Below are 25,391 nucleotides of genomic sequence, written 5' to 3' on the forward strand. Positions count from 1 at the left end.
GTCTCAGTCCCATTCCAGGCCGCCGCGCCGCCATACGTACGCGTAGGCGACGAAGACGGTGAGCACGAAGAGCAGCATCTCCACGAGCCCGAAAACGCCCAGGGCGTCGAAGGTCACGGCCCAGGGGTAGAGAAAGACGATCTCGATGTCGAAGACGATGAAGAGCATCGCCGTCAGGTAGTACTTGATGGGGAATCGCCCGCCGCCGGCCGGCGTGGGGGTCGGTTCGATTCCGCATTCATAGGCTTCGAGCTTCGCCCGGTTGTATCGCTTTGGACCGATAAGCGTGGCCATGACCACGGAGAAGATCGCAAAGCCTGCCCCGAGGGCTCCCAGTACGAGGATGGGCGCATAAGCGTTCACCGCTCCTCGCTCCTCTCAGTCGGCACTGACTGCGTACACGGGTCCCCCCGGGCCGCCGCTGTGCCGCCCGGGGCCGCCGGGCCCGCTCCCCACCCGCTCTTCTCCGCGCCCCGATGACGAAGATCGCGAATATGTGAGGCAGTTCACAAGCCTGACTGCCCCGCATCCTATGCCCGCCTCTCTGTGATCTGCGACACGGGGTACACGCCTGCGTTTGTGATCTACGCCACCTGACGTCACCTCACAAGCGCGCATATGCCCGGGCCTTCGTACAGCGCGCGGCGGAATGATCACTTCCGGTGAAACCTGCGCGCGGTTTCCGCAGGTGAGGGGGTTCGCCCTATCAAGAGGATGTAGGCTCAAGCAAATTGGCGCCGGACACGATCTCTTGATATAGGAACCGTCGCCGCCAAGAGCCCGAAAAGTCCCCACAACACCGCTCTTGCGCGGGGGAATTCGGCTTCCACGCCTCCGTCCCTCTTTCCCCACCCGTTTCCCTTCCTCCGAACGGCCCCCGTGCGTGCACGCGTTCACGAAGGGGGAATTCACCCGCTCCGGGGAGCGGGTGGGGCCGTTCGGGGAGCCCGGCTCCCCGCCACCTCCTCGGCGGGCCGCCCGCCGCCACCCCGACCGCCCTCCGGACCGCCCCCGCGGACCCACGCCACCGGGCCCGCGCGGCCGCCGCGCGGAACGCGTGCCGGTACGTCGAGGACGTCACGCCCGCCGCTGCGGCCAGGCGCCGCCCGGCGACGCAACGGTCGCGAAACCGGCCCTGCGCGCGGCGCGTTCCGCCGGCGACCGCCTGATGCGAGCGGGTGGCGCGTTCCGCCGGGCGACCGCCCGACGCGAGCGGGTGGCGCGCGGCGTGGTCGCCGCCGGGCGAGCCGGTCGCCCCGGGGCTCAGCCCGCCCCCCCCCTTTCTCGTGGAGCGGAGCCCGCGCCGACCGTGGCCCGGGGACGGGAGGGACGGAGGTGGGGCCGCGAGGGAGACGGGCGCGGGAAGAGAGCGTGCGCGACCGCGGGAAGAGGGACGGGCGCGGGAGCGGGAAGAGGGACGGGCGCGGGAGCGGCAAGAGGTGGGGCGCGGACCCGGAAAGAGGGACGAACGCGGCAACGGGAAGGCGGCGCGGGCGGGGGCGGGACCCCGGAGGCGCGAGGCCCGGGAGCCGGGATGTGCGAGGTCCGCGAGCCGCGACGCGCGAGGCCCGGAAGCCGGGACGTGCGGGAGCCGGTCGTCTCGGCGGACGCCCTCTCGCGGACGCATGACCCACCTACACCGTTCCGTGACCTGCGCCACTCCCGTCCCGTGACCTGGGGCGCGGGGCTTGGCCACGAAGCGGAAGCGATGGTAGGCGCGGGGCAATTGGGACGTATCGCGGAAACAGCGGGATCACGGCCATGATCACCACAGACAGGGCCTGCCCCTTTCGCCCCCTATGGGTGATCAGACCGATAAAGCTCTCGCACCTTTCGCCCGTTTTGCGGTCAACAGTGGCGCATCCCACGTTTGTTGAACCTGTGGGCGGCCTCTTGATAGCGATAGTTCCCATGCCCCACACCGCTCAGATACCCAGCCACCGGAAGCCCCGCCGGAGCGCCTCCCGCATCGCCCTGCGTGCCGGAGTCGCCAGTGGCGTGCTCGGCACGCTCGCGGTGGCCGGTGCGACGGGTTCGGCCTCGGCCGCCGAACCGGTGACCGAGACCATCGAGATGCCGACCCTGACCGCCAACCTGTCCGCCGCCATGGCCGCCGCCGCCGACTCGACGCAGCAGATGGCCACGAGCTACGAACTGCGCGCCGAGCAGGACGCCGCCGTCGCCAAGGCCGCCAAGGAGGCGAAGGCCGACCGCAAGCAGGCGGAGAAGAAGGCCGAGGAGAAGGCCGCGGCGAAGAAGAAGGCCGCCGAGGAGGCCGCCGCCAAGCGCGCCGCCGAGCGGGAGGCCGCCTCGCGCTCCGCGGCCCGTACGACCCTCGCGCCGTCCACGTCCGCCTCCACCTCCGCGAACTCCGGCGCGTCCACCGCGTCGACGCAGTCTGCGGGCGCCCCCGCGAGCGGCTCCGCCGCGAGCGTCATCGCCTTCCTGAAGTCGCACGTCGGCGACGCGTACGTCATGGGCGGCACCGGCCCCCACTCCTGGGACTGCTCGGGCCTGACCCAGGCCGCGTTCCGCTCGGTCGGCATCGACCTCCCGCGCACCTCGCAGGAGCAGTCCACGGCCGGGACGCAGGTCTCGGTCTCCTCGGCCCAGCCGGGCGACCTCCTCTACTGGGGCGGCGCGGGCTCCGCGTACCACGTCGGCGTCTACATCGGGAACGGCCAGTACCTCGACGCCGCCAACCCCGGCAAGGGCGTCGTCATCCAGGACCTCTCCGGCTACCCGGCCTCGGGCGCGATCCGGCTCCTCTGAGCCTCCTCCCCTCACGCGACACGTTCGGGCGGGCCCCCTCACGGGGTCCCGCCCGACGCGCGTCTCCGGACCGCCGGGGCGCAGTTGTCCTCCGTGCCCGCGGAGCAGAGGCACTGACGTCCTGCACCCGGTCAACCAGGCCACGGCGGCGGTCAACCGGGCAGCGACCTGCGCTCCCTTCACCAACCTGTATCCAGGGAAGAAGAACGCGGACACGTGTGACGAGTTCCCGCCGGCCAGCACGGCGGAGGGCGGCCAGGACCAGAGCCTGTGCGCGGAGCTGACCCCGAAGGTCGACAACGGCGTCTGGTCCGCCCCGGCGACCTGGCCCGAGCGGCCGGCCACGGGCGCGGAGACCTGCCTGCGGCTGCACGTCACCGGCCGCGCGAACTACTCCGGGGCGGCGTCCTCGGTTCATTGCGCAAGTACCAGCGGCTCGTGGACGGTGACCCCTTCCGCATCGAGTTCACCGCGTAGACGGCACGGGGAGTGGGACCCGGCCGCGACAGGGATCGCGGTACGGGGCACGCTGTCCCGAGCACACGCGACGATCCTTCTGCCGCCCGTCCCGGCGTACGCGGGACGGGCGGCCACGACGGAGCCGCAAGGAGGCGGAACATGGCGGCAGGCGCCGATCCCCGCGACCACACCTGGGCAGCGGCCTGGATGTGTGTCACCCTCACGCGCGGGCTGGACACCGCGCAGGTTTTCTCCCGCTACGGAGCCGACCCGGCCCGCGCCCGCCCGTTGGACGCGGACGCCGCCTCCGATCTCCTCGGCGACGAGCCGCCCGCCGGTGAGATCTCCCTGCTGCGGGCCGGACGGATCGGGGACATGGCCTTCTGCGTGGAGGAGGAGGGCGCGGTCGGCTTCGAGGACGACGTCCTCGCGAAGCTGTCGCTGGGGACGGAGACCTGGGGCGTCTCGGCCACCGACGGCATGGAGGTCTTCCAGCACTGGCGCGACGGCGAATGCATGGAGTACTTCGAACCCGGCATGGAGCACACCCGTGCCCCCCGGCCCGGCCCCTGGTGGGACCGGGTGCAGGAAGCCCTCCTCGCACCCGGGTACGAAGACCTGGGCATGGCCCCCGTGGTGGTCCTCGTCCTCGATCATCTCGGCGTCACCCTGGACGACGCCACTCTGGCTGGACCGTGGCCCACACTGACCCTGTCCCCGGACGACGAGCCGACCGAGCCCCTCGGCGACAGCTACGCGGGGGAGGGACCCGTGCCGCCCCACGTCGTCGTGCGGTGGGACTGAGCGGGAACCTCCCGTGCTCCGGCAACCACCGCCGGTTTTCGATCAGTCCAGTTCGTTCGACCCTCGGAGCCGTCATGCGTCTCAACACCCCACCGCGGCCATTCGACGTCACCGCGCTCTCCCCCCGGCTGGCCCCGCTGGCGCGCACGGCGACCCGGCTGCACCCGCGGCCGGGCTCGCCGACCGTCCACGACAGCTCCGTCGGCGGGCCTCTCCTGTGGCCCGCCGACGAGCCGTGGCCTTACTGCGAGGGGCCGCACGACGCCTCGCTCGCCGAGGACACCCCGCTCTCCGCGGCAGACATCCGCGCCCTGCGCCGGGTGCGCGCGGCCTCCGCCGAGCGACGGCTGCGCGATCGCCGGGCGCCCGTGCGCACGCCCGAGGAGGACGAGGTCTGGCGACGGCACGGCGGGGGCCGCCCGTGGTTCGACGGGCCCGTCCCCATGCTTCCGGTGGCTCAGCTCCACGCCCCGGACGTCCCGCTCCCCGCCCGCCCCGCCGGGACCGATCTCCTCCAAGTCCTGTGGTGCCCCTGCGGCCACGGCGTCTCGGAACCCCGCACCGCTCTCTACTGGCGCTCCGCCACCACCGTCACCGATGTCCTGGACACCCCGCCCGAACCGGCCGCGATCGAGAAGGACGGCTACCTGCCCCGGCCCTGCATCCTGACGCCGGAGCAGGTCACGGAGTACCCCAGCACCATGGAACTGGACGAGGAACTCCAGGAGCAACTGGCGGACGAGAGCCGGTGGGAGGCCGCAGGGGCGGAGTGGGACGACGGCGAGGCGGAGGACCCGCAGGACTTCTACTTCCGCAACCTCGCCACCGCCCCCGGCTGGAAGACCGGCGGCTGGACCTTCTGGAGCCTCACCGACCCCGAGCCTCGCGACTGCCCCGCCTGCGGCACCGAGCAGATCCCGCTCCTCACGATCGCGAGCTCCGAGTGGGACGACGGCAGCGTGAGCTGGCGCCCCGCCGAGGACCCCGCCGACCCTGCCCAGCACCTCCCGGGCGACCCCGCGGAACCCACCCTCGTCGACATCCGCGGCGGCTACACCCTCCAGCTCCACGTCTGCCCGGCCTCCCCCGACCACCCCCACCTGCAGATCATGGAGTAGGCACCGCGCGGCCACAGTTGGCCGCCTCCCGGCGTGCCCCCCGCCCCCGGCGCTCCTCGTGGACAGGCCGCTGACCGGCGCCCCCGCCGACACGCGGGGCGCGCGAGAACGCGGAGCGCCTGCCGGGGCCGCGCCCCAACAGGCCGCCGGGGGAGCGGACTTGTCCGCGCGCCGGGAGACCGCCCCGCCGCCCCGTCTCCGCCGCCGGACTAGGCCCGCGGCGCCACCTTCGTCAGGCCGTTGATGACGCGGTCCATCGCGTCCCCGTGCGTCGGGTCCGTCAGGTTCGCCAGGAGCTTCAGCGTGAACTTCATCAGCACCGGGTGCGTCAGGCCCCGTTCGGTCGCCAGCTTCATGATCTTCGGGTTGCCGATGAGCTTCACGAAGGCGCGGCCCAGGCTGTAGTAGCCGCCGTACGTGTCCTTGAGGACCTTCGGGTAGCGCTGGAGGGTCAGTTCGCGCAGTTGCGGGGTGCGGCGGCCGTGGGCCTGGACGATGACGTCGGCCGCGATCGCGCCGGATTCCATCGCGTAGGCGATGCCCTCACCGTTGAAGGGGTTGACGAGGCCGCCCGCGTCGCCGACGAGCAGGAGGCCCTTCGTGTAGTGCGGCTGGCGGTTGAAGGCCATCGGGAGGGCGGCGCCGCGGATCGGGATCGTCATGTTGTCCGGCGTATAGCCCCACTCCTCGGGCATCGAGGCGCACCACGCCTTGAGGACTTCGCGCCAGTCCAGCTCCTTGAAGGACGAGGACGTGTTGAGGACGCCGAGCCCGACGTTCGACGTGCCGTCGCCCATGCCGAAGACCCAGCCGTAGCCGGGCAGGAGCCGGTCCTCGCCGGGCCCGCGCCTGTCCCACAGCTCCAGCCACGACTCCAGGTAGTCGTCGTCGTGGCGCGGCGAGGTGAAGTACGTGCGGACCGCGACGCCCATCGGGCGGTCCTCGCGCCGGTGCAGGCCCATCGCGAGCGAGAGGCGTGTCGAGTTTCCGTCGGCCGCGACGACGAGCGGGGCGTGGAAGGTGACCGGGGTCTTCTCCTCGCCGAGCTTCGCGTGGACGCCCGTGATGCGGCCGGACTCGTCGGTGACCGGCGCGCCGACGTTGCAGCGCTCGTAGAGCCGCGCGCCCGCCTTCTGCGCGTTGCGGGCGAGCTGCTCGTCGAAGTCGTCGCGCTTGCGGACGAGCCCGTAGTCCGGGAAGGAGGCGAGTTCCGGCCAGTCGAGCTGGAGGCGGTTGCCACCGGCGATGATGCGGAGGCCCTTGTTGCGGAGCCAGCCCGCCTCCTCGGAGATGTCGATCCCCATCGCGATCAGCTGCTTCGTGGCGCGCGGGGTGAGTCCGTCGCCGCAGACCTTCTCGCGCGGGAACGCCGTCTTCTCCAGGAGCAGGACGTCGAGTCCGGCCTTCGCCAGGTGGTAAGCGGTCGCCGACCCGGCGGGTCCGGCGCCCACCACGATCACATCCGCGCTGTGTTCGGACAGGGCCTCGGCCACGACACTTCTCCCGACGACTTGAAATCACGTGCCGAGCGGCACCGGACACGGGCAGTCTATTCAGGCGTCGTCTCCTCCCGACCGAAGGGCTGACCGGAATTGACCACTTCTCCCCCCGCCTCCGCGCTCGCCCACCCCGCCCCCGTCCTCAGCCTGCGCGTCCCCACCGACGAGGACGCGTACCACTGGCACCGCGTCTTCGCCGACCCCGAGGTCATGGAGTTCCACGGCGGGCGCCCCGCGGAACTCTCCGTCTACCAGGAGCTGACCGCCCGGCAGCGCCGCCACGACGCCGAACTCGGCTACTGCCTGTGGACGGTGACCGACGAGGCGGGCGAGGTCGTCGGCTTCACGGGCGCGCAGCCGTGGCCGCACGCCCACTTCGGCCCCGTCGGCGCCATCGAGATCGGCTGGCGCCTGGCCCGTACCGCCTGGGGCCGGGGCTACGCGACGGCGGCGGCCCGAACGACCCTGGACCGGCTGCGCGCGGCCGGGGTCCCCTCGGTCGTCGCGATGGTCAAGGAGCGCAACACGCGCTCGCTCGCGGTCGTGGAGCGGCTCGGGATGCGCCACGCGGAGACGTTCGCCCTGCCGGACGGGGCGGAGCGAGGCCGGAGGTACGAGCTGGCGCTGTGAGGGAAGCGCGGGCCCCGGGGCGGAGCCGCACCCGGGCCCACCACCATCCAGCCCCTCCGGCGTTTGAGGAGCGGGGTCCGGGGCGGAGCCCCGTGAGGCGAGCCGCCGGAGGGGCACCCCGCGTAACGCGCCCCCTCAGCGGGCACACGCCCCACACAACCGGGCACGCACCCCCCGCCCCCGAGCGGAGCGCTACCGTGCCGGGTACCGCCAGACCTGGGGAGTTGAGAGCATGTCCTCGCTCGTGCCGGAGCCGACCGAGTTCGTCCTCGTGCCGCGCCTGCTCGGCCTCATGGCCATGGACGCGGTGACGGCCGCGCAGGAGAAGGGGCTCGCGACCGAGTCCCCCGACGATCCCGAGGTGCTGGAGGGCGGCCTCGACTACGTCGTGCGGCAGTACCCGGAGCCCGGCGCGCGCGTTCCGCACGGCGCCGTCGTCACGCTGTGGTTCGACACGTGGCCGGACGAGGGCGACGAGGGCGGTGGCGGTACGGGCGTGCGCGAACCGCTGGACCCGGGGCCGGGCGCGAGCGGCCTGGCGCGTGAGAAGCCGGAGCCGGAGGGGGACGGGCCCGAGGGCGTCGCCGTCTCGGGCTGAGGCGGCCACGCGCGGCGGCCGCCCGGGGCGGGTGCCGCCCCCGCGCCCGCCGCCGGGGCTCAGCGTTCCTGCGGCTTGAACCCCCGGTGCAGCGCCACGATGCCGCCCGTCAGGTTGCGCCACGCGACCTTCGACCAGCCCGCGTCCTGGAGCAGGGAGGCCAGGGCGGGCTGGTCGGGCCAGTCGCGGATGGACTCGGCGAGGTAGACGTACGCGTCGGGGTTGGACGAGACCGCGCGGGCCAGGGGGGGCAGGGCGCGCATGAGGTACTCGGTGTAGACGGTGCGGAAGGGGGTCCAGGTCGGCGAGGAGAACTCGCAGATCACGACGCGTCCGCCCGGCTTCGTCACCCGGTACAGCTCGCGCAGCGCCGCCGGGGTGTCGCTCACGTTGCGCAGCCCGAAGGAGATCGTGACCGCGTCGAAGACGTCGTCGCGGAACGGCAGCCTGGTCGCGTCCCCGGCGGTGAACGGCAGCCAGCCGTGCCGCTGCTTGCCGACCCGGAGCATCCCGAGCGAGAAGTCGCAGGGCACGACGTAGGCGCCGGTACGGGTGAAGGGCAGCGAGGAGGTCGCCGTCCCGGCCGCGAGGTCGAGGACCTTCTGCGCCGGGCGCGCGTCCACGGCCTTCGCCACCGCCGCACGCCAGGCGCGGTCCTGGCCGAGGGAGAGGATGTCGTTGGTGAGGTCGTAGCGCTTGGCCACACCGTCGAACATCGAAGCGACTTCTTGCGGCTGCTTGTCCAGGGATGCGCGTGTCGTCACCGGCTCATTGTGGCAGGCGCGGATAAGGACGGCGTACGGGGCCGGGAGCGGGCCGGGCCGGGGCGGCTTCGCCGGGGAGCCGGGGCGGCTTCGCCGGGGAGCCGGGGACGGCTTGCGGGGCGGCTTCGCCGGAGAGCCGGGAGGCGGGGCCGTGCACGGCGTCGCGCGGCAGAAGGGCGATGTCGCGCGGCCGCTCGCGGGAGAAGGCGCCCCAGACTGAGAGTCCCTCACGTACAGGAGCCCCCGTGCGCGTCACCCACGTCCTCGCCGTCGCCCCCGTCACCGACCACGAGGCGGCCGTCGCCTGGTACGAGCGCCTGCTCGGCCGCCCCGCCGACGCCCGCCCCATGCCGGGCCTCGCCGACTGGCACCTCACGGACGGCGGCTGGCTCCAGGTCTTCACCGACCCCGACCGCGCGGGCCGCGCCCTGGTCAACCTCGCGGTCACCGACCTGGACGCGGAACTCGCCGCGCTGGCGGCACAGGGCATCGCGGCGGGCGCGACCACACCCGGCAAGGGCGAGGTCCGCTTCGCCTCGGTCCACGACCCGGACGGCAACAGGGTGACGCTGATCGAGCGGCCGGCGACGGCATAGCGGGGGGGCGCGGAGGACCTGCGCGGACGAGTACGCCACGGCACCCGCGCGGGGCAGCCCGCCCCGGTCCTCAGCGGCGCCGGTACACCAGACGTCCCGCGCACACCGTCGCCACGCACTCGCCGTCGTCCGTCGCCGCGAACAGGTCGGCGCGCGCTCGCGGGGCGAGCGGGGTCGGGGACGGGCTCGCGACGAGGCGGAGCCCGCCGCGTGCCGCCGCCTCGCGGAACGACGCGTCGAGCGGGCCTTCCGCCCGGAGCGCCGTCGCGCCGCGGGCGAAGAGGGCGTGGACCGTCTCGCGCGGGCTCGGCGCCGCGGGGGGCGGTCCCGTGTGGACGCGGGCGGGCGCGAGGCGGCCCGGCCACTCCCGTACCCGCGCCTCGGGGTATGTCTCGCGCAGGGCCGCGAGCGGGCCCACGGCGGTGATCCGGTCGCCCGAGACGGCGACGGCGCCCGCGGGCAGGAGGGTGCCGTCGCCCGCGTCCACGAGCGGCGCGGTGTGCAGTGTCAGCACGTGCGCGAACCGCTCAGCTCGCCGGGATGAGCTTCAGCTCGGGGTGCGCGGTGCCGCCGTCGATCGCCGTCGAGGAGATGTGCGAGGCCACGCGGTCGTCGACCGGGTCGTTCGCCGGGTCGTCGTGGACGACGAGGTGCTCGTACGTCGTCGCGCGCTGCGCCGGGACGCGGTCCGCCGTGCGGATGAGGTCGATGAGTTCCTGGCGGTTGGAGCGGTGCTTCGCGCCCGCCGAGGAGACGACGTTCTCCTCCAGCATCACCGAGCCGAGGTCGTCGGCCCCGTAGTGGAGCGAGAGCTGCCCGATCTCCTTGCCCGTCGTGAGCCAGGAGCCCTGGATGTGGGCGACGTTGTCGAGGTAGATGCGGGCGATCGCGATCATCCGCAGGTACTCGAACATCGTGGCCTGCGTGCGGCCCTTGAGGTGGTTGTTCTCGGGCTGGTACGTGTACGGGATGAAGGCGCGGAAGCCGCCGGTGCGGTCCTGGACCTCGCGGATCATGCGCAGGTGCTCGATGCGCTCGGCGTTCGTCTCGCCCGTGCCCATGAGCATCGTGACCGTGGACTCGACGCCCAGGTTGTGGGCCGTCTCCATGATCTCCAGCCAGCGCTCGCCGGACTCCTTGAGCGGCGCGATGGCCTTGCGGGGGCGCGCGGGCAGGAGTTCGGCGCCGGCGCCCGCGAAGGAGTCGAGACCGGCGGCGTGGATGCGGCGGATCGCCTCCTCGGCGGTGACGCCGGAGATGCGGGCCATGTGGTCGATCTCGGAGGCGCCGAGGGAGTGGATGACGAGCTGCGGGAACGCCTTCTTGATGGCGGAGAAGTGCTCCTCGTAGTACTCCACGCCGTAGTCCGGGTGGTGCCCGCCCTGGAACATGATCTGCGTTCCGCCGAGTTCGACGGTCTCCGCGCAGCGGCGCAGGATGTCGTCGAGGTCGCGGCTCCAGCCCTTCTTCGTGTCCTTGGGGGCGGCGTAGAAGGCGCAGAACTTGCAGGCCGTGACGCAGACGTTCGTGTAGTTGATGTTGCGCTCGATGATGTACGTCGCGATGTGCTCCGTACCGGCGTAGCGGCGGCGGCGGATCGCGTCGGCGGCGGCGCCGAGGGCGTGCAGCGGCGCGTCGCGGTAGAGGTCGAGCGCCTCCTCGGCGGTGATGCGACCGCCTGCGGCGGCGCGGTCGAGGACGGACTGAAGGTCGGCCTGCTCGGTCACCGGCTGTCACCTTTCGGGGGGCGGGTCGCTTCACAGCGCTCGGAGGTTCGGACCGATTCAGCCTACGCCCCCGGGGTGCGACCGCCTCGGCGGCGGGGGGCCGTACCCCGGGGCGCCGCTCTTCTAGAGGGTCGCCGTCCACTCCGGCACCGTCGCGATCTCGCCCCGCTTGGCGAGGAGGTCCTTCAGCAGGACCTCGTGGAGCGCCGGGCTCGGGTCGGCGCAGGCGTCCGAGAGTGTCGTGAGCCGGTAGTCCAGGTCGAAGGCCTGGAGCGCCGTGGCGAGCACGATGCCGCCGGTCGCGATGCCCGCGAGGGCGAGGTGGCCGACGTCCTGGGCGCGGAGGATCTGGTCGAGGTTGGTGCCCGCGAAGGCGCTGACGCGGTTCTTGTACAGGACGACCTCGTCGGGCGCGGGGGCGACGTCCGGGTGGATCTCGGCGTCCGGGTCGCCCGGCACGAAGCGGTCGTGCGGGAGAGCGCCGAAGACCGCGTTGTTCGGGTGCGCGTCGACGTGCCCGGCGCGCAGGCGGAGGGCGACGTGCAGGACGAGGACTCCCTTCTCGCGCGCGGCCTTCAGGGCGGCGGCGGCCTGGGTGAGCGCCGTGGGGTCCACGCGGGTGGCGTGGGCGTTCTGGAAGTCCATGAGGAGCAGGGCGGTGCGGGACACGAGAGGGCCTTTCGCTGCGGGGATGCGGGGGGAAGGGGAGTCAGTCCGAGGTGCCGGTCCGGCCGAGGGACCGGTCGAAGAGGGTCATGAGCAGGAACACCGCGCCCGCGCCGAGCATGATCCAGGACAGTTCGTGCATCCCGCCCGTGTCGGCGCGCTGCCCGAAGGAGGCGGCGCTCGCGGAGGAGGCGACCATCGAGCCGAGGTAGGCGAAGGTGCGCAGGAGCCCGGCGGAGGACGCGGTGCGCTCCGGATCGGCCTGGAAGTAGACGGAGTTCTGGAGGGCGAGGTTGTTGAGACCCTGCGGGACGCCGAAGACGAGGGCCACGAGGAGCAGCTCCCACAGCGGGCTGGAGCCGGAGAGAGTGAGCAGGATCAGGCACGCGGCGATCTGCCCGAGCGCGCCGCCGAGGAGCTTGCCCCGTACGCCCTTGCGGCGCCCGGACCAGATCGAGACGCCGATGGCGAGCAGGAACATGGGCATCTGCACGAGCCCGGTGCGGAACGGCGAGAGCCCGTACCCCTCCTCGGTCCACTGGCTGAAGCCGTAGAGGAAGGAGTACGCGACGACGTACGCGACGAGGGCGCGCCCGTACGTCGCGAGCAGCGGCCTGTTGCCGCCGAGCACGCGGAGGTCGATGAACGGCGTGGCGGCGCGCAACTCCCGGAGCGCGAAGGCGCTTCCGGCCAGCAGCGTGAGCACGAGCAGGTACCAGTTCCGCAGGTGCGGGTTCATGAGGAACAGCAGCAGCGAGGTGAGGGTGACCGCGAAGAGCGCCATGCCGGGCAGGTCCAGTTGGGCGGCGATGCGGCCGCGCCGCGGACGCTCCCCCGTACCGGCCGACTTGGGCAGTCGCCACCAGCCGAGCAGCAGCGCCGCGACGGCGAGCGGGATGTTCAGCGCGAACGTCGCGCGCCAGCCGCCGACCGCGATAAGGAGGCCGCCGAGGAGCGGGCCGATGACGGCGATGGTCTGGTTGGCGACGGCGAGCGCGGTGAGCACGCCGCCGGGGCTGTCGCGCCCGGTCCGCTTCGCCTCGCTCCGTACGAGCGCCATCGCGGCCGGATAGCCGCCGCACGTGCCGAAGCCGAGGAGGACACGGGCCGCGATGAGGGCGCCGAGGTTGGGCGCCAGGGTGCCGAGGACCCCGGCGACGCCGACGAGGGCCGTGCTGATGAGGAAGAGCCTGCGCGGCCCGAAGATGTCGATGAGCCGTCCGACGACGGGCTGGCCCAGCGAGGTCGCGAGGTAGAGCGCCGAGACGAGCCACGCGGTCTTCGACGGAGGGGCGCCGAGCGCGTTGCCGATGGGGATGAGCGCGACCGAGATGATCGTCGAGTTGACCGGGTTGAGGACCGAGCCGAGCATCATCGGCGGCAGCAACCGGCGGTTGAAACGGGGCTGTTCGGCCTGGAAATCCTTGTCGCTCGTCCCGGCTCCCGTGGCGGGCTCAGTCATGCGTCAGCCGCTCCAGTACGGACATGGCGGCGATGACCGCCTGAAGCTCCTCCTGCGTGCACTCCTCCTGGAGCCGGGTCGCGAGCCATTCGGTGCGGGCCTGGCGGCCCTCGTGGACACGGCGCCGGCCCTCGGGCGTGAGGGTGATCAGCAACCGGCGGCCGTCCTCGGGGTCCGGGGTGCGCACGACGAGGCCGCGCGCGGCGAGCGCGGCGACGGTCGCGGCCATCGACTGGTGCCGGACGCCTTCGGCGGCGGCGAGCACGCTGGTCGTGACCCCGGCCGCCGTCGTGGGCGTCTCGGTCTCGCGGGCGAGGCGGGCGAGCGCGGTGGACTGCCCGAGCGTGAGGTCCTCGTCCTCGGAGGCCCCGAGGATGCGGCGGCGCAGACGGCTGATGACGGCCCTGACCTCGCGGGACGCCTGGACGGCGGCGGGCGAGGGGCGGGGCGGCGAGCCGGGGGTACCGCTCGCGACGGGATCGGTGCGCATAGCACCTACCGTAACTCGTACAGGGTGAGCTGTACAGCCTTACCTGTAGATAGGGGCGGACGCCGGTCACTGCCGTGGGCGGGTGGCCGCTGGAGGCGGGTCGTTGCCGGAGGCGGTGAGCCTCCTGGCCGGGGGGCGAAGGGGCCTGGCTCCGTACCCCTGGGGCGCGGGGTTTCGGTCAGGGGGAGGAGCGGCGTTCAGGCGTGCCGGGCCCGGGTGGGCAGCGGCGTGGGCAGGCGGGTCGGCCGTCCGCGCGGGGAGGCGGGCAGCCGCGGCGGGCGGCATCGCGGGCACCGGGGCGGGTGGCCCCGTACGGGCGGCTCGCGGCCGGGGGACGCGGCCCGCGTCCGCCCCGGCCGGTACCGCCGCCCGCGCATGTCGTCACCCGGGGAAGGACGCGCCGAGGGGGCCGATCGTGAGGGTGCCGCCGCAGACGCGGATGCCGGCCGTGTCGGGGGAGGTGACGGCCTTGGTGTTGCCCGGGGCGTAGACCTTGATCTTCGCGGGCTCGGCCGCGCAGTCGCCGCCGGTGACGCCCTTGCCCGGCGTCTTGACCACGGCGTGGGCGCTGTCGCCCTTGTCGAGGACGATGCCGCCGACCGCGTCGCCGTCCTTGGAGCGGGTCGCGGGCTTGCCGATCTGCTTGCCGCCGTCGTCGAGGAGCGACAGGCCCGCGTAGCCGCGTATGGCGCACCGCCCGCCGGTGTTGGTGACCTGGAGGTCGTAGTACCGGCTGTTCATCTCCGAGCCCTTGGCGACGAGCCTGACCTCCAGCCCGGGGGCGGTGCAGTCGGACCTCGGGGCACCGGAGTCCGCCTCGGTGGCCGGGCTGGTGTCCCCGGAGCCCGGCGAGTCACCGGCGCGGTCCTCGGAGGCCGACGGCTGGGGGTCGCCGGAGCGCTCCGTGGGGGCCGCCGAGGTCTTGGCGGCGGGGGCCGCGGCCTCGTCGTCGCCGCCGACCCCGCATCCGGCTAGGCCGAGGGCCCCGGCAAGGGCCACGGCGGCGAGCATTCCGGTTCGTGTGCGTGCGTTCGTCATGGTCGCCTCATTGCCTCTCGTGGGGGGAACATGCTGACCCTCACTGTGATGACGGGCGGGACGAAAAAGTTCACACCGCACGAGCCGAGCGCGACCGGGGGCCGCGAGAGGCACCCGAGGCGGGGTGCGGTGGCGCGGGCTCAGCGCGAGGGCACGAGACCACGCGGGAACGCCCAGAACGCCGCCCCGCCGAGGACGAGGGGGCTGTCCGCCGGCTTGCTGTCCTGGAGGGGCACGACGTGGCCGGGGTACCCCAAGCCGACCTCGACGCAGTTTCCGCCGTTGCCGTTGCTGTGGCCGCTCTTCACCCGGCAGAAGGCGCTCGCTTCGTCATGGGTCATCCCGGCCACACCTCTCCCTCGCACGCCGAAGGCCGCCTCCGCACGGGAGTACCGCACCGAAGTGGCCCTCGAACCAGCGCCGTCGCCTCAGCGGGTCACGCTCTCCAGAAAGGCCGAGAACTGCGCCGCGTCCACGGTCACGACCGGCCCGTCCACGACCTTGCTGTCACGCACGGGGACGACGTGGCCGGGGAACCCGAACCCGATTTCCACGCAGTCGCCGCCGTTGCCGTTGCTGTAGCTGCTCTTCACCCAGCAGGTGGTCTTTGCCTCGTGCATGGTCATCCCGGTCGTACCCTTCCATCGCTTCCCTGATCAGGGCTGCGGAGTCCCGGGCAGACATGGCGTCGGCCCTGAGCCCATCATAGGTACGGCTGTGACGGGCTACCACCTGCGGATCGTCGCTGAAATAGGCGCCCTTGAGCGTCTCCGAATAGACCCAGCGGTGTCCATCCGGCATCGCGAGCAGGGACATGGGCAGAAACGGACGAGCTATCCCGTACTGCCTCGCAGGCGCGATGTGGACCGAGATGTTCGGCTGCGCCCCCAGCTCCAGAAGGCGCTCGCACTGATCACGCATGATCTCGTCGTTCCCAACCGCCGTTCGCAGACAGCTTTCGTCCAGCACCGCCACGAGAGTGGGCCCATCGGGATTCCGGAAACGAAGTTGGCGGCTCACGCGGGCCGCTACCCGCTTCTCCAACTCGCCTTGGTCGCCGTGCAGCACATGCACCGCTCGAACGTAGTCCTCGCTCTGGAGCAAACCAGGGACGACCAGAGCGTGGTAGTCGTAGATGGCCACCGCCTCCGCGTCCATTCGCGCTCTGCGCTCGAACCAGTCCGGATGCTCGACCTCCGCGTACCAGTCCGTCTCCTCCCAGAGCTTCACCAACGCCCCGTCCGCCGCGAGGAAGCCGTCCGCATCCTCCACGTGGCGACGGTCCGGGACACGGTTCCCGGATTCGAAGCGGGAGATGTGGGAGCGGGAGACGTTCAACGCCGCCGCCAGTTCCTCCTGCTTCTTGCCGGCCCTCTCCCTGTAGTGGGCGAGGATTCTGCCGAAGACCTCCGGTGCCGGGCGCGCGGGAGCCCCCGCCTCGACATTCCTCAGCCGTTTCACCCTCGCCGCGTGGGTCGCCTTGGTCATACGGGTCCCTTCTCCTCGTGTGCCACTCGCGTCTGACACACGCGTCCCCTTGCTCCGACGCCTCCCGGGCAGAGACACTCCGGTCACTCTTGGTAGTCGGTGGAATTCTCGTATCAGGATGTATCACCGCACAAGGGACGCGCAGGAGATTCACTCAACAGAGGAACGGCGAGCGGTACTTGGGCTCGTCACCCCGCCCCGAACGCCCCCGCCAGCACCCCGAGGTACGCGCCCGCGAGGAGGGACGGGCCGAAGGGGATGGCGGTGCGGCGGGTGGCTTTGCGCAGGGCGATGAGGACGAGGCCGTACAGGGCGGCGAGGAGGAAGCCCGCGAAGACGCCCAGGAAGAGGGCGCCCCAGCCGTACCACGTGAGGGCGAGGCCCAGGAGAAGGGCGAGTTTCACGTCGCCGAAGCCGAGGCCCGAGGGGCTGATGAGGAACAGCACCGCGAAGCCGCCCGCCAGCGCCACCGCGCCGAGCAGGGCGCGCGGCCAGCTTCCCGCGTGCTCGGGGTGGAGGGCGGCGAGCCCGAGGAGGACGGCGGCGAGAGGGGCGGTCGTGAGGGTGAGGGGGTCGGGGAGGCGCTGGACGCGCAGGTCGGTGCGGAAGAGCAGGACACCGGCGGGCGCGAGGAGGAGCCACACGAGCAGTTCGGGGCGCGGGCCCGTCGCCGCCGCGAGCAGCGCGCACACGAGCGCGGTCGCGAGCGCGTACGGGTACGGCGAGGGACCGTGCCCGGCCGGGCAGGCGCGGACGCCGACCCAGCCCCGTACCGGATCGCCCTCCGCGCACGCGGCGCTCCACGGCTCGCCCGCCGGGACGGCGAAGCGGTGCGCGGCGCGCGGCAGGAACGCGCCCGCGAGCGCGCCCCACACGGCCGCGCAGAGGGCGAGGAACGGCGGCGAGGAGGCGAGTGCGGCGGAGGTCATACCGGGCCCGCCCCGCAGGCCGCCGCGCGCGTCCCGCGCGCCCCGCCGCCACCCCGCACCGCACCGCTCACGCGGTTCCCGCCTCGCCGGAGGCAGCCGCGCCCGGCAGCAGTTCGTCGAGCAAGGCCGCCGTGCGGGGCGGGAGTCCGCGCGCGCCGGAACGTCGCGCCAACTCGGCGGCGAGGGCGCGGAGGCGGGCTTCGTCGCCCGTCGCGTGGACGGCGCGCAGGAGTTCGTTCCACAGGCGTTCGTCGGTGCCCGCGCTCACCAGGGCGCGTTCCAGGGCCTCGGCCGCCTTCGGAGCACGGTCGCGTTCGAGATGGAAGGCGGCGAGGGCCAGGCCGATGTCCGCGACAAGGAGCGGGAGTTGGGCGTCGACGATCTCGTGCGCGAGCCAGCCGTAACGGCCTGCGGGCCGCTCGGCGAGGAGCGGGCCGCGCACGAGGCCGAGGGCGTCGGTGAGGAGCCGGCCGCGTACCGCGCGGTCGTCGGCGCCGCGCCCGCTCGTGGCCTCGTGGTAGAGGGAGCGGAGGACGTCGAGGTCGGAGACGACGGAGGCGTCGAGCACGAGGCGGCCCGTGGCGTCCTCGCGCAGGCGCGGCGCGCCGTCCTCGCCCGTGCCGAGCCAGTCGCGCAGCCGCGCGACGGTCGCCTCGCGCACGTCGTCGCCGACGCCGCGCGGCCAGAGCGCGGAGGCGAGGACGCGCGGGTGGACGCCCTCGCGGTGCAGGAGGAGGAGGGCCAGGGCTTCGCGCAGGAGCGGGCCGCGCTCGTCGTCGGGCGCGTCGAGGCCCATGAGTTCGTAGCGGCCGACGAGGCGCGCGTACACCGAGGGACGGCCTTGTTCGCTGATGTCGACGAGGAAGGGCGGCCGGTGTGCCACGGCCGGGCCCGCCGGGTCGTCGTCCCCGCCGCCACCGCCGAAGGCGTCGGCCGCCGCGAAGAGGCGTGCCACGGCGGCGTGTTGAGGGGCGGGGAGGAGCTGCGCCTCCAGTTCGAGGCCGAGGAGCGGCGCCAGGAGGCGGCCCTCGGAGGTGATCTCCATCTCCCAGGCGGCGCCGGGCAGTGGGTCACCGCCCACGCCGACGAGGTAGCCGATGCCCAAGCGCGCCGCGTCGCGGGCGAGTTCGGTGAGACGGGCGGCCTGTCCGGCGTCGGGTTCGGCGGCGAGGAGGACCAGGTGGGCGGCCCAGCCGGCGGTGCGGGCGGGGCCCGTGCGGCCGGTGAGGACGGAGTCCGCTCCCGCCGCGCCGAGTCCCGCGCGGCGGCTCGCGGTCTCCGCCTCCATGACGTCCAGGAGCGCCGCGACGTCGTCGAGCGGGCGCAGCCGGGAGGGCGCGAGCGGGACGAGGTCGGCGCCGAAGCCGACGAGGGTCACCGTCATGCGGTCCGACCAGCCGTTGGTGGCGAGTTCGGCGGCGACCGAGGAGAGCACGGCCTGCCGGTCGGCGGGCGCGCCCGAGAGCGAGACGAGCCCGGGGACGGCCTCCAGGTTGAGGAGGAGGCGCGCGTCGTCGCGCGCGCCGAGGCTGACGAGTCCCGGGTACGGGGCGGCCTGCGGCTCCTCGTCGGAGGGCTCGCCCGTACCGTCCGTCGTGCCGGTGGGGGCGGGCAGTTCGCGGCCTTCGAGGCGCCAGAACGTCTCGTCCTCGCCCTGGGTCCAGGGGGCGGGGGGCGGGCCCGCGGGTTCGGCGAGCTGGAGGTGGAGTTCATCGGCGCCGAGCCAGGCCGCGTAGACGAGGGGCAGCGGGCGTCCCTCGGCGGCGAGGGAACGGGCGAGGGAGCGGAGCGCCTGGTCGAGGAAGCGGACGGCGCCGGGGTCGGCGCCCGCGAAGAGGGCGTCCTGCACGTCGGCCTCGTCGCCGCTCGGTGTGGGCAGTTCCATGCCCCTGCGGCGACCGGCGACGGCGGTCGCGGCCTGCCACAGCGCGGCCCTGCGGCGGCGCCCGAGGGCGGCGAGGAGGCCGGCGGCGAGGAGCGGGGCGCCGAGGAGGGCTTCGGGGAGGCCCGGGGTGTGCGAGGCGGGTGCCGGGGACGCGGTGCCGGAGGGGGCGGCGGTCTCCTCGGCCGCCGCGTGCGCGTGGTGGGCGGGGACGGTGAAGTGCCCCGTCGCGGTGTCGCCGTCGCGCCCGGCGGGCCGGTGCTGCTCGCGGGCGCCGTGGCCGCCCTGACCGGACCGTCCGTCCCGCGCGCCCTGCCCGTCCTTCGCGTAGGCGTCGAGTTCCCGCTGCTGTCCCTTGCTCAACTCAGGGTTCGAGCCGGGTGTTTCGACGAGTTCGCCGCCGTGTGCGTCGGCGGGCATCTCCATGATCCAGCCGGGCCTGATGAGGCTCGCCTCGGAGAGCCGGGAGCCGTCGGGCTGCACGCGGTCCTTGTTGAGGGCGTAGATCTCCTTGTAGCGGCGGCCGTCGTCGAGGTGGCGCTGCGCGATCTCCCACAGGGAGTCGTGGTGGCGGCCCTCGGGGGGCTGGATGCGGTAGAACTTCGTGCCCTGCTGGTGTGCCTGGCCGGTGTCGGCCTGCCGCGCGATCTGCTCGGCCTGGCGCGCGAGGGCGTCCGCGGCGGCCTGCTGCTGGCCGCCGACGAGGCCACCGGGGGTCTGCTGGGCGGCAGCGACGGTGGGGCGATGGGTGTCCGGGGCCTGTTGCCCGAAACCGGAGAGGCCGGGCGTGAAGCTCGCGGCGGTGGCGCCCAGGAGGAGGACGGCGGCGACGAGCTGGCGGGCGAGGAGCTGGCTGGGGCCCGCGCCGGGGACCCGCGCGGGCAGGCCGACGCCGGAGACGGCGGCCTTCACCTCGACGAGCACGCAGGCGGTGAACTGCGCCCAGGCGATCCACACGACGAGCAGGAGGAGGCGTATGAGCGTCTCGGCGTCGATGGCCGAACCGAGCCACTCGCCCGGCGGCCCGTCCGGGACCGGGCGCCCCACCTGGATGAGCCCGAACGGCACCCCGAGGACGAGCGCGAGCAGCGCGACGACGGCGAGCAGCGCCTTCACCACATCCCCGGGGGTCCGCCGCGGGCGCGGCGGCAGGGGCATGGGGCTCGCGGACCGTGCGGAACTACGTGCCATGAAAGCCTTCCCGGGCGACCGGTGCGGAACTGCTGTACGGGGCACAGCGGGTTTACGGGCAGAGCCTAACGGCCGGTAAGTGCCCCTCGCAGGGGTCACACCGCGAAGTGCTGGGCGCTTTGGGCGGGTTGCGGCGGGTAGTGCGGTACGTCCCGGGGCTGACGCCCGGCGTTGACGCCCGCCCCGCCTCAGCCGCCCGCCTCCGCCACCGACGCGACGACGCTCGCGGGGCCGAGACTCGCGGACGCGCCGCCACCCCTCCGCGAGCGCGCCGCCACCCCCGCCGCGACTGCGCCGCCACTCCTCCCCCGGGCACCCCTCCGTTCACGGCGGGAGCGCGCGAAGCCCCCCGGGCGTGGTACGCGCGAGGGCCCGCCCCCGGGCGCGATGCCAGGGGGCGGGCCCAACTGCCCGTGTGCGAGGCGGCTCTTACTTGACGGCCTTCGCGAACTCCGGGACGACGTGGTCGATCGCGTACTGGATCGAGAGGACCGAGCCCGTCGCGAACGCCTTGCTGGAGGTCTTGTCGAGGATCAGCGAGTGGCCCGCCTTGACCGAGGGAACGGCCTTGTAGAGCGGGTCGCCGGTGATCTTCGAGTCGGGGACGCCGATGCCCGCCATGACGGTCAGGTCGGCGTCGAGGAGGTCCAGGTTCTCCTTCGAGACGCGGACGGAGAACGAGTCCGTCTTCTTCGCCTCGACCTTCGGGTTGTTCTTGAAGCCCAGGTTCGTCGCGAAGTTCACGCGGCCGTCGCCGTTGACGTAGGCGCCGTAGCCCTCGGAGGAGAGCGCGCCGACCGTGATGGTCTTGCCCTTGAACTCCGGGTGCGCCTTCGCGGCGGCGGCGAACTTGGCGTTCGTGTCGGAGATCAGCTTCCGGCCCTTCTCCGGCACGCCGAGCGCCTGGGAGACCATGAGCGTCTGCTGCTTCCACGACGTGAGGTAGGCGTCGCCGCCCTTGGGCACGTCCACCGTCGGGGCGATCTTGCTCAGCGTCTCGTAACGCGTCTTGTCACCACTGGACTTGGTGTCGAGGATCAGGTCCGGCTTGAGGGCCGCGATCTTCTCGTACTCCGGCTCCATGGTGCCGATCAGCTCGGGCTTCTTGTCGTACATGCCCTTCGCCCACGGGCCCACGCCGTCGCCGCCGAACGGCAGCCAGTCGCTCGCGCCGACGGGCTGCGTGCCGAGCGCGAGCGCGGCCTCGGCGTCGCCCCAGCCCAGCGCCACGACGCGCTCGGGCTTCTTGTCGATCGTGATCGTGCCGTACTTCGTCGCGACCTTCGCGGGGAACGCGGCGCTCGACGCCGTCGAGTCCTTCGCCCCGCCGCCGGAGTCCTTGTCGCCGTCGTCGGAGCCGCACGCGGTGGCGGTGACGAGGAGGGTCGCGACACCGGCGGAGAGCAGCGCGGCCGTGCGGGCGCGACGGCGGCGCCGGGAGGCAGCGGAAGGAGCGGAATCGTTCATACCCATGAGGTTAGCCTGCCCTTACCGGATGTCTGTACGGAGGGGGGTCTCACCGTCGTCGCCTTGGTCACACCGGACCGCGCCGGGGCCTCCGGCTCAGGGCCGCCCGCCCACGTGATGCCGTCCGAGCGGCACCACCATCGGCGTCCCCGAGGCCGGGTCCGCGATCACCGAGCAGCGCATCCCGAACGTCTCCGTCACCAGTTCCTCCGTCACCACGTCCGCCGGGGCGCCCTCCGCGACGACCCGCCCGTCCGCCATCGCGATGAGGTGATCGGCGTACCGGCAGGCGAGGTTCAGCTCGTGCAGGACGGCGACCATCGTCACGCCGCGCTCGCGGTTGAGGTCGGTGAGCAGGTCGAGCACGTCGAGCTGGTGGCTCAGGTCCAGGTATGTCGTCGGCTCGTCGAGGAGCAGCAGTTCGGTGCGCTGCGCGAGCGCCATCGCGATCCACACGCGTTGCCGCTGCCCGCCGGACAGCTCGTCGACGGGCCGGTCCGCGAGGTCGAGCACGTCGGTCGAGAGCAGCGCCTCGGCGACGGCGGTGTCGTCCTCGTCGGTCCAGCGCCGGAAGAAGCCCTGGTGCGGGTAGCGGCCGCGCCCGACGAGGTCGGCGACGCTGATGCCCTCGGGCGCGACGGGCGACTGCGGCAGGATGCCGAGCACCGAGGCGACCTCCCGCGTCGGCATCTCCTGCACCGATTTCCCGTCGAGCAGCACCGCCCCGGAGAGCGGCGTGAGGAGCCGCGCCATGGCGCGCAGCAGCGTCGACTTGCCGCACGCGTTCGGTCCCACGATGACCGTGAAACTGCCGGTCGGTATGGACACGCTGAGCCCCGGCACGATCTCGCGGCCGTCGTAGCCGAGGCGCACGTCGCGCGTTTCGAGACGGGTCCGGGCGGCTTCGCCGTCCGGCACGTCGGCTTCGCTCTTCACGGGCGCGGCTCCTTCGGGGACAGGGACGGTCGTGCGGTGACGGGGACGGGGACGGGGACGGGCGCGCTCCGGCCCGTACGGCCTCGGGGGCGGTGCGCGCTCACCCGCCCCTCCCCACCCGGTTCGCCCGCGCGAGCAGCCACAGCAGGTACGGCGCGCCCACGAGGCTCGTCACGACGCCGACGGGGAACTGGATGCCGGGGATCGCGTGCTGCGCCGCGAAGTCGGCGAGCAGGACGAGGAGCGCCCCGGTCAGCGCCGCGTGCGGCAGGACCGCGCCGCGCCCCGGGAGCAGCATCCGCGCGACGGGCGCCGCGACGAAGGCGACGAACGCGACGGGCCCGGCGGCGGCCGTCGCCGCGCCCGCGAGGAGGGTCCCGCAGGCGAGGAGCGCGAGCCGCCGCAGGGCCACGCGCGAGCCGAGCCCGGCGGCCGTGTCGTCGCCGAGCGAGAGCGCGGGCAGCGAGCGCGCGGCGGCGAGGGTCAGCGGGACGGCCACGACGAGGAGCCACAGGAGCGGCCAGAACTGCGTCCACGAGCGCCCGCTGAGGCTCCCCGTCATCCACAGGAAGGCGTCCTGCGCCTCGGTCACGTTCGCCGTGGTCATGAGGTAGGAGATGACGCTGAGCAGCCCCGTCCCCACCCCGATGCCGATGAGCACGAACCGCGCGCCCACGACGCCGCCGCGCCACGAGAGCGCGTAGATGAGCGTGCCCGCCGCGAGCGCGCCGACGAGCGCGGCCCCCGAGAGCGCGAGGCCGCTGAACGACAGGACGAGGGAGCCGAGCACGGCGGCGGCGGAGGCGCCGGAGCTGATGCCGATCACGTCGGGGCTGGCGAGGGGGTTGCGCAGGACGGTCTGGAAGACGCCGCCCGCCATGCCGAAGGCCGCGCCGACGAGGAGCGCGAGGAGCGCGCGCGGCAGGCGCAGCTCGACGACCACGAAGTGCGCGCCCGCGTCCCCGCCGCCGAAGAGCGCGCCGAGCACGTCGCCGAGCGGGAGGACGTAGTCGCCGACGCACAGCGAGAGGCACAGGAGCGCGAAGACGAGGACGGCGAGCACGCCGCCGGTCCACAGCGCGCGGACCCGGCCCCGGCGCCGCACCCCGGCGACGGCCCGCCGCGCCTCGGCGAGGAGGGCGGGGTCGGTACGGGCCACGGCGCGGGAGGCGGGGCCGGGGGGCGCCCCGGTGCGGTCGGGCCGGGACGCGCGGCCGGTAGGGGTCCCGGTGCGGTCGGCACGGGGCGCGCGGTCGGGGCGGACGGGGGCGGCTCCCGTGCCGCCGCCGGATGCGCCGGGTGTCCTCACAGCTCCACCAGCTTCCTGCGCCGGACCAGGATGATGAACGGCACGCAGCCGATCGCCGCCGTGATGACCCCGACCTGCACCTCGCCGGGCCGGGCGACGAGCCGCCCGACGATGTCCGCGAGGAGCAGGAGGACGGGGGCGAGGACGGCGGAGTAGGGCAGGATCCAGCGGTAGTCGGGGCCCGTGATGAGCCGGGCGGCGTGCGGCACGGCGAGGCCGACGAAGGCGATGGGCCCGGCGATCGCGGTCGCGGCGCCGCACAGGAGGACGACGACGAGCGCCGACCCGGCGCGGATGCGGCCGACCTTCTGGCCGAGGCCGCGCGCGAGGTCGTCGCCGAGCGAGAGCGCGTTGAGGGCGGGGCCGAGAGCGAGCGCGAAGACGGCGCCGACCGCGATGAACGGCAGCGCCTGCCACAGGTCCGAACCCTCGCGCCCGGTGAGCGAGCCGACCTGCCAGAAGCGGTACTGGTCGTAGCTGTCCCGGTCCTTGAGGAGGATCGCGCTGGTCAGGGCGACGAGGACCGCCTGGGTCGCGGTGCCGGCGAGGGCGAGCTTGACGGGCGTCGCCCCTTCGCGGCCGAGCGAGCCGATCCCGTACACGAGCAGCGCGGCGAGGAGGGCGCCGAGGAAACCGAACCAGATGTACTGCGAGGGCGAGGCGAGGCCGAGCAGGCTGATCGCGGCGACGACGGCGACGGAGGAGCCCGCGTTGATGCCGAGGAGTCCCGGGTCGGCGATCGGGTTGCGCGCGACGCCCTGCATGACGCAGCCCGCGAGCCCGAGAGCGATCCCGGCGAGGACCCCGGCGGCGGTACGGGGGACGCGGACCTCGTGGACGACGAGCTGTCCCTTGTCGCTCAGGTCGGCGTCGAAGAGCGCGTGGAAGACGTCGCCGCCCGAGACCTCGTGCCCGGAGCCGACGAAGAGGCTCGCGAGGACGGCGGCGACCAGGAGGAGAAGGCACAGGAGCAGGCCCAGCGAGAGAACGGAGCGGGCGCGGGCCGGGCGGATGCGGGCCTTCGCCTGGGCGGGCGTCTCGGACGCGGGGAGATCGCCGGGGTCCACGGCGAGCGCGGCGGTCGTCGTGCCGCTCGCGGCGCGCGCCGCCTGGATACCCGCGGCCTTCGCCCGCAGCCGCCGTGCGTACGCGGACTCGGTGGACCGCTCCGGGTGATCCTCCCGGGGGCCGCCGCTCACGGCTCGTGCCTCACTGCGCAGATCCCTTGCTGGACGAAGTAAGGCAAGGCTAACAGTCGATTCCGGCCAGGTATACGCGCCCAAGGACCGCCCGAGCGGCCACATCACCCCCTGCATCGCTCCCACATGGACGCGGTAGAAGCGACGTACCGGCACGATTCGGTCAAGACTGATCACCATGACCGAACCCCGCACCCCACAGGGACACCCCTGTCGCCGCTCCCGCCGCCTGTTCCCCCTCGCCGCCGCCCTCGCGGGCACGATCGTGGTGGGGGTCACGGGGCTGACGCTGGGGGCCGCGGACGGGATACCGGGCGGAGGAGGCGGGGCGGGGACGCGGGCCGAGGTGGCGGCGGGGGCTCAAGGG

24 protein-coding genes and 1 pseudogene are annotated in these 25,391 nt (G+C 73.6%); 7 read left to right on the plus strand and 18 right to left on the minus strand.

Annotation, left to right across the window (positions count from 1 at the left end; all coding sequences use genetic code 11):
* Nucleotides 1-3 precede the first annotated feature (3 nt).
* On the minus strand, nt 4-363 hold the full coding sequence (locus tag IF99_RS0117495; RefSeq protein ID WP_007383963.1) for an NADH-quinone oxidoreductase subunit A: 360 nt from the start codon (nt 361-363) through the stop codon (nt 4-6).
* Nucleotides 364-1,911: 1,548 nt separating this feature from the next.
* Between IF99_RS0117495 and IF99_RS0117500 the strand changes: the two genes are divergently transcribed.
* From IF99_RS0117500 to IF99_RS0117510, 3 genes are all read left to right on the plus strand, one after another.
* A complete protein-coding gene (locus IF99_RS0117500) occupies nt 1,912-2,772 on the plus strand; it encodes a C40 family peptidase (RefSeq protein ID WP_051703541.1) in 861 nt (286 codons plus the stop codon).
* Nucleotides 2,773-3,390: 618 nt separating this feature from the next.
* On the plus strand, nt 3,391-4,035 hold the full coding sequence (locus tag IF99_RS0117505; protein WP_030997456.1) for a DUF6461 domain-containing protein: 645 nt from the start codon (nt 3,391-3,393) through the stop codon (nt 4,033-4,035).
* Between the two features lie 74 nt (nt 4,036-4,109).
* On the plus strand, nt 4,110-5,153 hold the full coding sequence (locus IF99_RS0117510; RefSeq protein WP_030997457.1) for a hypothetical protein: 1,044 nt from the start codon (nt 4,110-4,112) through the stop codon (nt 5,151-5,153).
* 209 nt (nt 5,154-5,362) lie between these two features.
* On the opposite strand, the gene IF99_RS0117515 is transcribed toward IF99_RS0117510, so the two are convergent.
* Nucleotides 5,363-6,646, minus strand: coding sequence for a geranylgeranyl reductase family protein (locus IF99_RS0117515; RefSeq protein WP_030997458.1), 1,284 nt, complete (start codon nt 6,644-6,646; stop codon nt 5,363-5,365).
* 99 nt (nt 6,647-6,745) lie between these two features.
* On the opposite strand from IF99_RS0117515, the gene IF99_RS0117520 reads away from it, so the two are divergent.
* Nucleotides 6,746-7,282, plus strand: a complete 537-nt coding sequence (locus tag IF99_RS0117520; protein WP_030997459.1) for a GNAT family N-acetyltransferase — start codon at nt 6,746-6,748, stop codon at nt 7,280-7,282.
* A gap of 232 nt (nt 7,283-7,514) precedes the next feature.
* Complete coding sequence (locus IF99_RS0117525; protein ID WP_030997460.1) at nt 7,515-7,880, plus strand: PASTA domain-containing protein; 366 nt, start codon at nt 7,515-7,517, stop codon at nt 7,878-7,880.
* 59 nt (nt 7,881-7,939) lie between these two features.
* Here the strand turns inward: IF99_RS0117525 and IF99_RS0117530 are convergent, their stop codons facing one another.
* A complete protein-coding gene (locus tag IF99_RS0117530) occupies nt 7,940-8,644 on the minus strand; it encodes a demethylmenaquinone methyltransferase (RefSeq protein ID WP_030997461.1) in 705 nt (234 codons plus the stop codon).
* 245 nt (nt 8,645-8,889) lie between these two features.
* Here IF99_RS0117530 and IF99_RS0117535 point away from each other — a divergent pair, with 245 nt between their 5' ends.
* Nucleotides 8,890-9,240, plus strand: a complete 351-nt coding sequence (locus IF99_RS0117535) for a VOC family protein (RefSeq protein WP_030997462.1) — start codon at nt 8,890-8,892, stop codon at nt 9,238-9,240.
* Nucleotides 9,241-9,310: 70 nt separating this feature from the next.
* Here IF99_RS0117535 and IF99_RS0117540 read toward each other — a convergent pair whose 3' ends face one another.
* The 15 genes from IF99_RS0117540 to IF99_RS0117610 all read right to left on the minus strand — a co-directional run bounded on the left by IF99_RS0117540 (nt 9,311) and on the right by IF99_RS0117610 (nt 24,838).
* Entirely contained in the window at nt 9,311-9,754 is a 444-nt protein-coding gene (locus IF99_RS0117540; protein WP_030997463.1) for an imidazolonepropionase-like domain-containing protein, read from the minus strand.
* Between the two features lie 13 nt (nt 9,755-9,767).
* The gene (mqnC, locus tag IF99_RS0117545; RefSeq protein ID WP_030997464.1) at nt 9,768-10,967 is read right to left on the minus strand and encodes a cyclic dehypoxanthinyl futalosine synthase; all 1,200 of its coding nucleotides are present in this window, start codon (nt 10,965-10,967) and stop codon (nt 9,768-9,770) included.
* A 123-nt stretch (nt 10,968-11,090) separates the two neighbouring features.
* Complete coding sequence (locus IF99_RS0117550) at nt 11,091-11,636, minus strand: cysteine hydrolase family protein (protein WP_030997465.1); 546 nt, start codon at nt 11,634-11,636, stop codon at nt 11,091-11,093.
* A 40-nt stretch (nt 11,637-11,676) separates the two neighbouring features.
* On the minus strand, nt 11,677-13,095 hold the full coding sequence (locus tag IF99_RS0117555; RefSeq protein ID WP_030997466.1) for an MFS transporter: 1,419 nt from the start codon (nt 13,093-13,095) through the stop codon (nt 11,677-11,679).
* A complete protein-coding gene (locus IF99_RS0117560) occupies nt 13,088-13,585 on the minus strand; it encodes a MarR family winged helix-turn-helix transcriptional regulator (protein ID WP_030997467.1) in 498 nt (165 codons plus the stop codon). The genes IF99_RS0117555 and IF99_RS0117560 overlap by 8 nt, the downstream gene beginning before the upstream one ends.
* A 381-nt stretch (nt 13,586-13,966) precedes the next feature.
* Nucleotides 13,967-14,623: a DUF4232 domain-containing protein gene (locus IF99_RS0117565; RefSeq protein ID WP_030997468.1), complete on the minus strand. Its 657-nt coding sequence runs from the start codon at nt 14,621-14,623 to the stop codon at nt 13,967-13,969.
* A 140-nt stretch (nt 14,624-14,763) separates the two neighbouring features.
* Nucleotides 14,764-14,964, minus strand: coding sequence for a DUF397 domain-containing protein (locus IF99_RS0117570; RefSeq protein ID WP_030997469.1), 201 nt, complete (start codon nt 14,962-14,964; stop codon nt 14,764-14,766).
* Between the two features lie 87 nt (nt 14,965-15,051).
* Complete coding sequence (locus IF99_RS34945; protein ID WP_234340729.1) at nt 15,052-15,177, minus strand: DUF397 domain-containing protein; 126 nt, start codon at nt 15,175-15,177, stop codon at nt 15,052-15,054.
* Nucleotides 15,131-16,111: a helix-turn-helix domain-containing protein gene (locus tag IF99_RS32435; RefSeq protein ID WP_078655136.1), complete on the minus strand. Its 981-nt coding sequence runs from the start codon at nt 16,109-16,111 to the stop codon at nt 15,131-15,133. Before IF99_RS32435 ends, IF99_RS34945 begins: the two co-directional genes overlap by 47 nt.
* A gap of 188 nt (nt 16,112-16,299) precedes the next feature.
* Nucleotides 16,300-17,040, minus strand: coding sequence for a prepilin peptidase (locus tag IF99_RS0117585; RefSeq protein WP_030997471.1), 741 nt, complete (start codon nt 17,038-17,040; stop codon nt 16,300-16,302).
* A gap of 67 nt (nt 17,041-17,107) precedes the next feature.
* A complete protein-coding gene (locus IF99_RS0117590) occupies nt 17,108-20,113 on the minus strand; it encodes a LysM peptidoglycan-binding domain-containing protein (protein WP_030997472.1) in 3,006 nt (1,001 codons plus the stop codon).
* 429 nt (nt 20,114-20,542) lie between these two features.
* A complete protein-coding gene (locus tag IF99_RS0117595; protein ID WP_030997473.1) occupies nt 20,543-21,580 on the minus strand; it encodes an iron-siderophore ABC transporter substrate-binding protein in 1,038 nt (345 codons plus the stop codon).
* 96 nt (nt 21,581-21,676) lie between these two features.
* Nucleotides 21,677-22,516, minus strand: coding sequence for an ABC transporter ATP-binding protein (locus IF99_RS0117600; protein WP_030997474.1), 840 nt, complete (start codon nt 22,514-22,516; stop codon nt 21,677-21,679).
* A gap of 100 nt (nt 22,517-22,616) precedes the next feature.
* Nucleotides 22,617-23,675 (minus strand): FecCD family ABC transporter permease, encoded by a 1,059-nt coding sequence (locus IF99_RS0117605; RefSeq protein WP_234340730.1) that lies wholly within the window; start codon nt 23,673-23,675, stop codon nt 22,617-22,619.
* A gap of 146 nt (nt 23,676-23,821) precedes the next feature.
* Nucleotides 23,822-24,838: a FecCD family ABC transporter permease gene (locus IF99_RS0117610; protein WP_051703544.1), complete on the minus strand. Its 1,017-nt coding sequence runs from the start codon at nt 24,836-24,838 to the stop codon at nt 23,822-23,824.
* 364 nt (nt 24,839-25,202) lie between these two features.
* Between IF99_RS0117610 and IF99_RS34950 the strand changes: the two are divergent.
* Nucleotides 25,203-25,391: pseudogene (locus IF99_RS34950) on the plus strand (hypothetical protein); the annotation flags it as partial.

This window comes from Streptomyces sp. NRRL F-5630, from assembly GCF_000719475.1.
Taxonomy (GTDB): Bacteria; Actinomycetota; Actinomycetes; order Streptomycetales; family Streptomycetaceae; genus Streptomyces.

Bases quoted from the DNA above. Each gene is read 5' to 3' on its own strand.
- IF99_RS0117555 (WP_030997466.1), bottom strand. From the start codon at position 13,095: ATGACTGAGCCCGCCACGGGAGCCGGGACGAGCGACAAGGATTTCCAG.
- IF99_RS0117590 (WP_030997472.1), bottom strand. From the start codon at position 20,113: ATGGCACGTAGTTCCGCACGGTCCGCGAGCCCCATGCCCCTGCCGCCG.
- IF99_RS0117560 (WP_030997467.1), bottom strand. From the start codon at position 13,585: ATGCGCACCGATCCCGTCGCGAGCGGTACCCCCGGCTCGCCGCCCCGC.
- IF99_RS32435 (WP_078655136.1), bottom strand. From the start codon at position 16,111: ATGACCAAGGCGACCCACGCGGCGAGGGTGAAACGGCTGAGGAATGTC.
- IF99_RS0117570 (WP_030997469.1), bottom strand. From the start codon at position 14,964: ATGACCCATGACGAAGCGAGCGCCTTCTGCCGGGTGAAGAGCGGCCAC.
- IF99_RS0117595 (WP_030997473.1), bottom strand. From the start codon at position 21,580: ATGAACGATTCCGCTCCTTCCGCTGCCTCCCGGCGCCGCCGTCGCGCC.
- IF99_RS0117500 (WP_051703541.1), top strand. From the start codon at position 1,912: ATGCCCCACACCGCTCAGATACCCAGCCACCGGAAGCCCCGCCGGAGC.
- IF99_RS0117585 (WP_030997471.1), bottom strand. From the start codon at position 17,040: ATGACCTCCGCCGCACTCGCCTCCTCGCCGCCGTTCCTCGCCCTCTGC.
- IF99_RS0117565 (WP_030997468.1), bottom strand. From the start codon at position 14,623: ATGACGAACGCACGCACACGAACCGGAATGCTCGCCGCCGTGGCCCTT.
- IF99_RS0117510 (WP_030997457.1), top strand. From the start codon at position 4,110: ATGCGTCTCAACACCCCACCGCGGCCATTCGACGTCACCGCGCTCTCC.
- IF99_RS0117505 (WP_030997456.1), top strand. From the start codon at position 3,391: ATGGCGGCAGGCGCCGATCCCCGCGACCACACCTGGGCAGCGGCCTGG.
- IF99_RS0117525 (WP_030997460.1), top strand. From the start codon at position 7,515: ATGTCCTCGCTCGTGCCGGAGCCGACCGAGTTCGTCCTCGTGCCGCGC.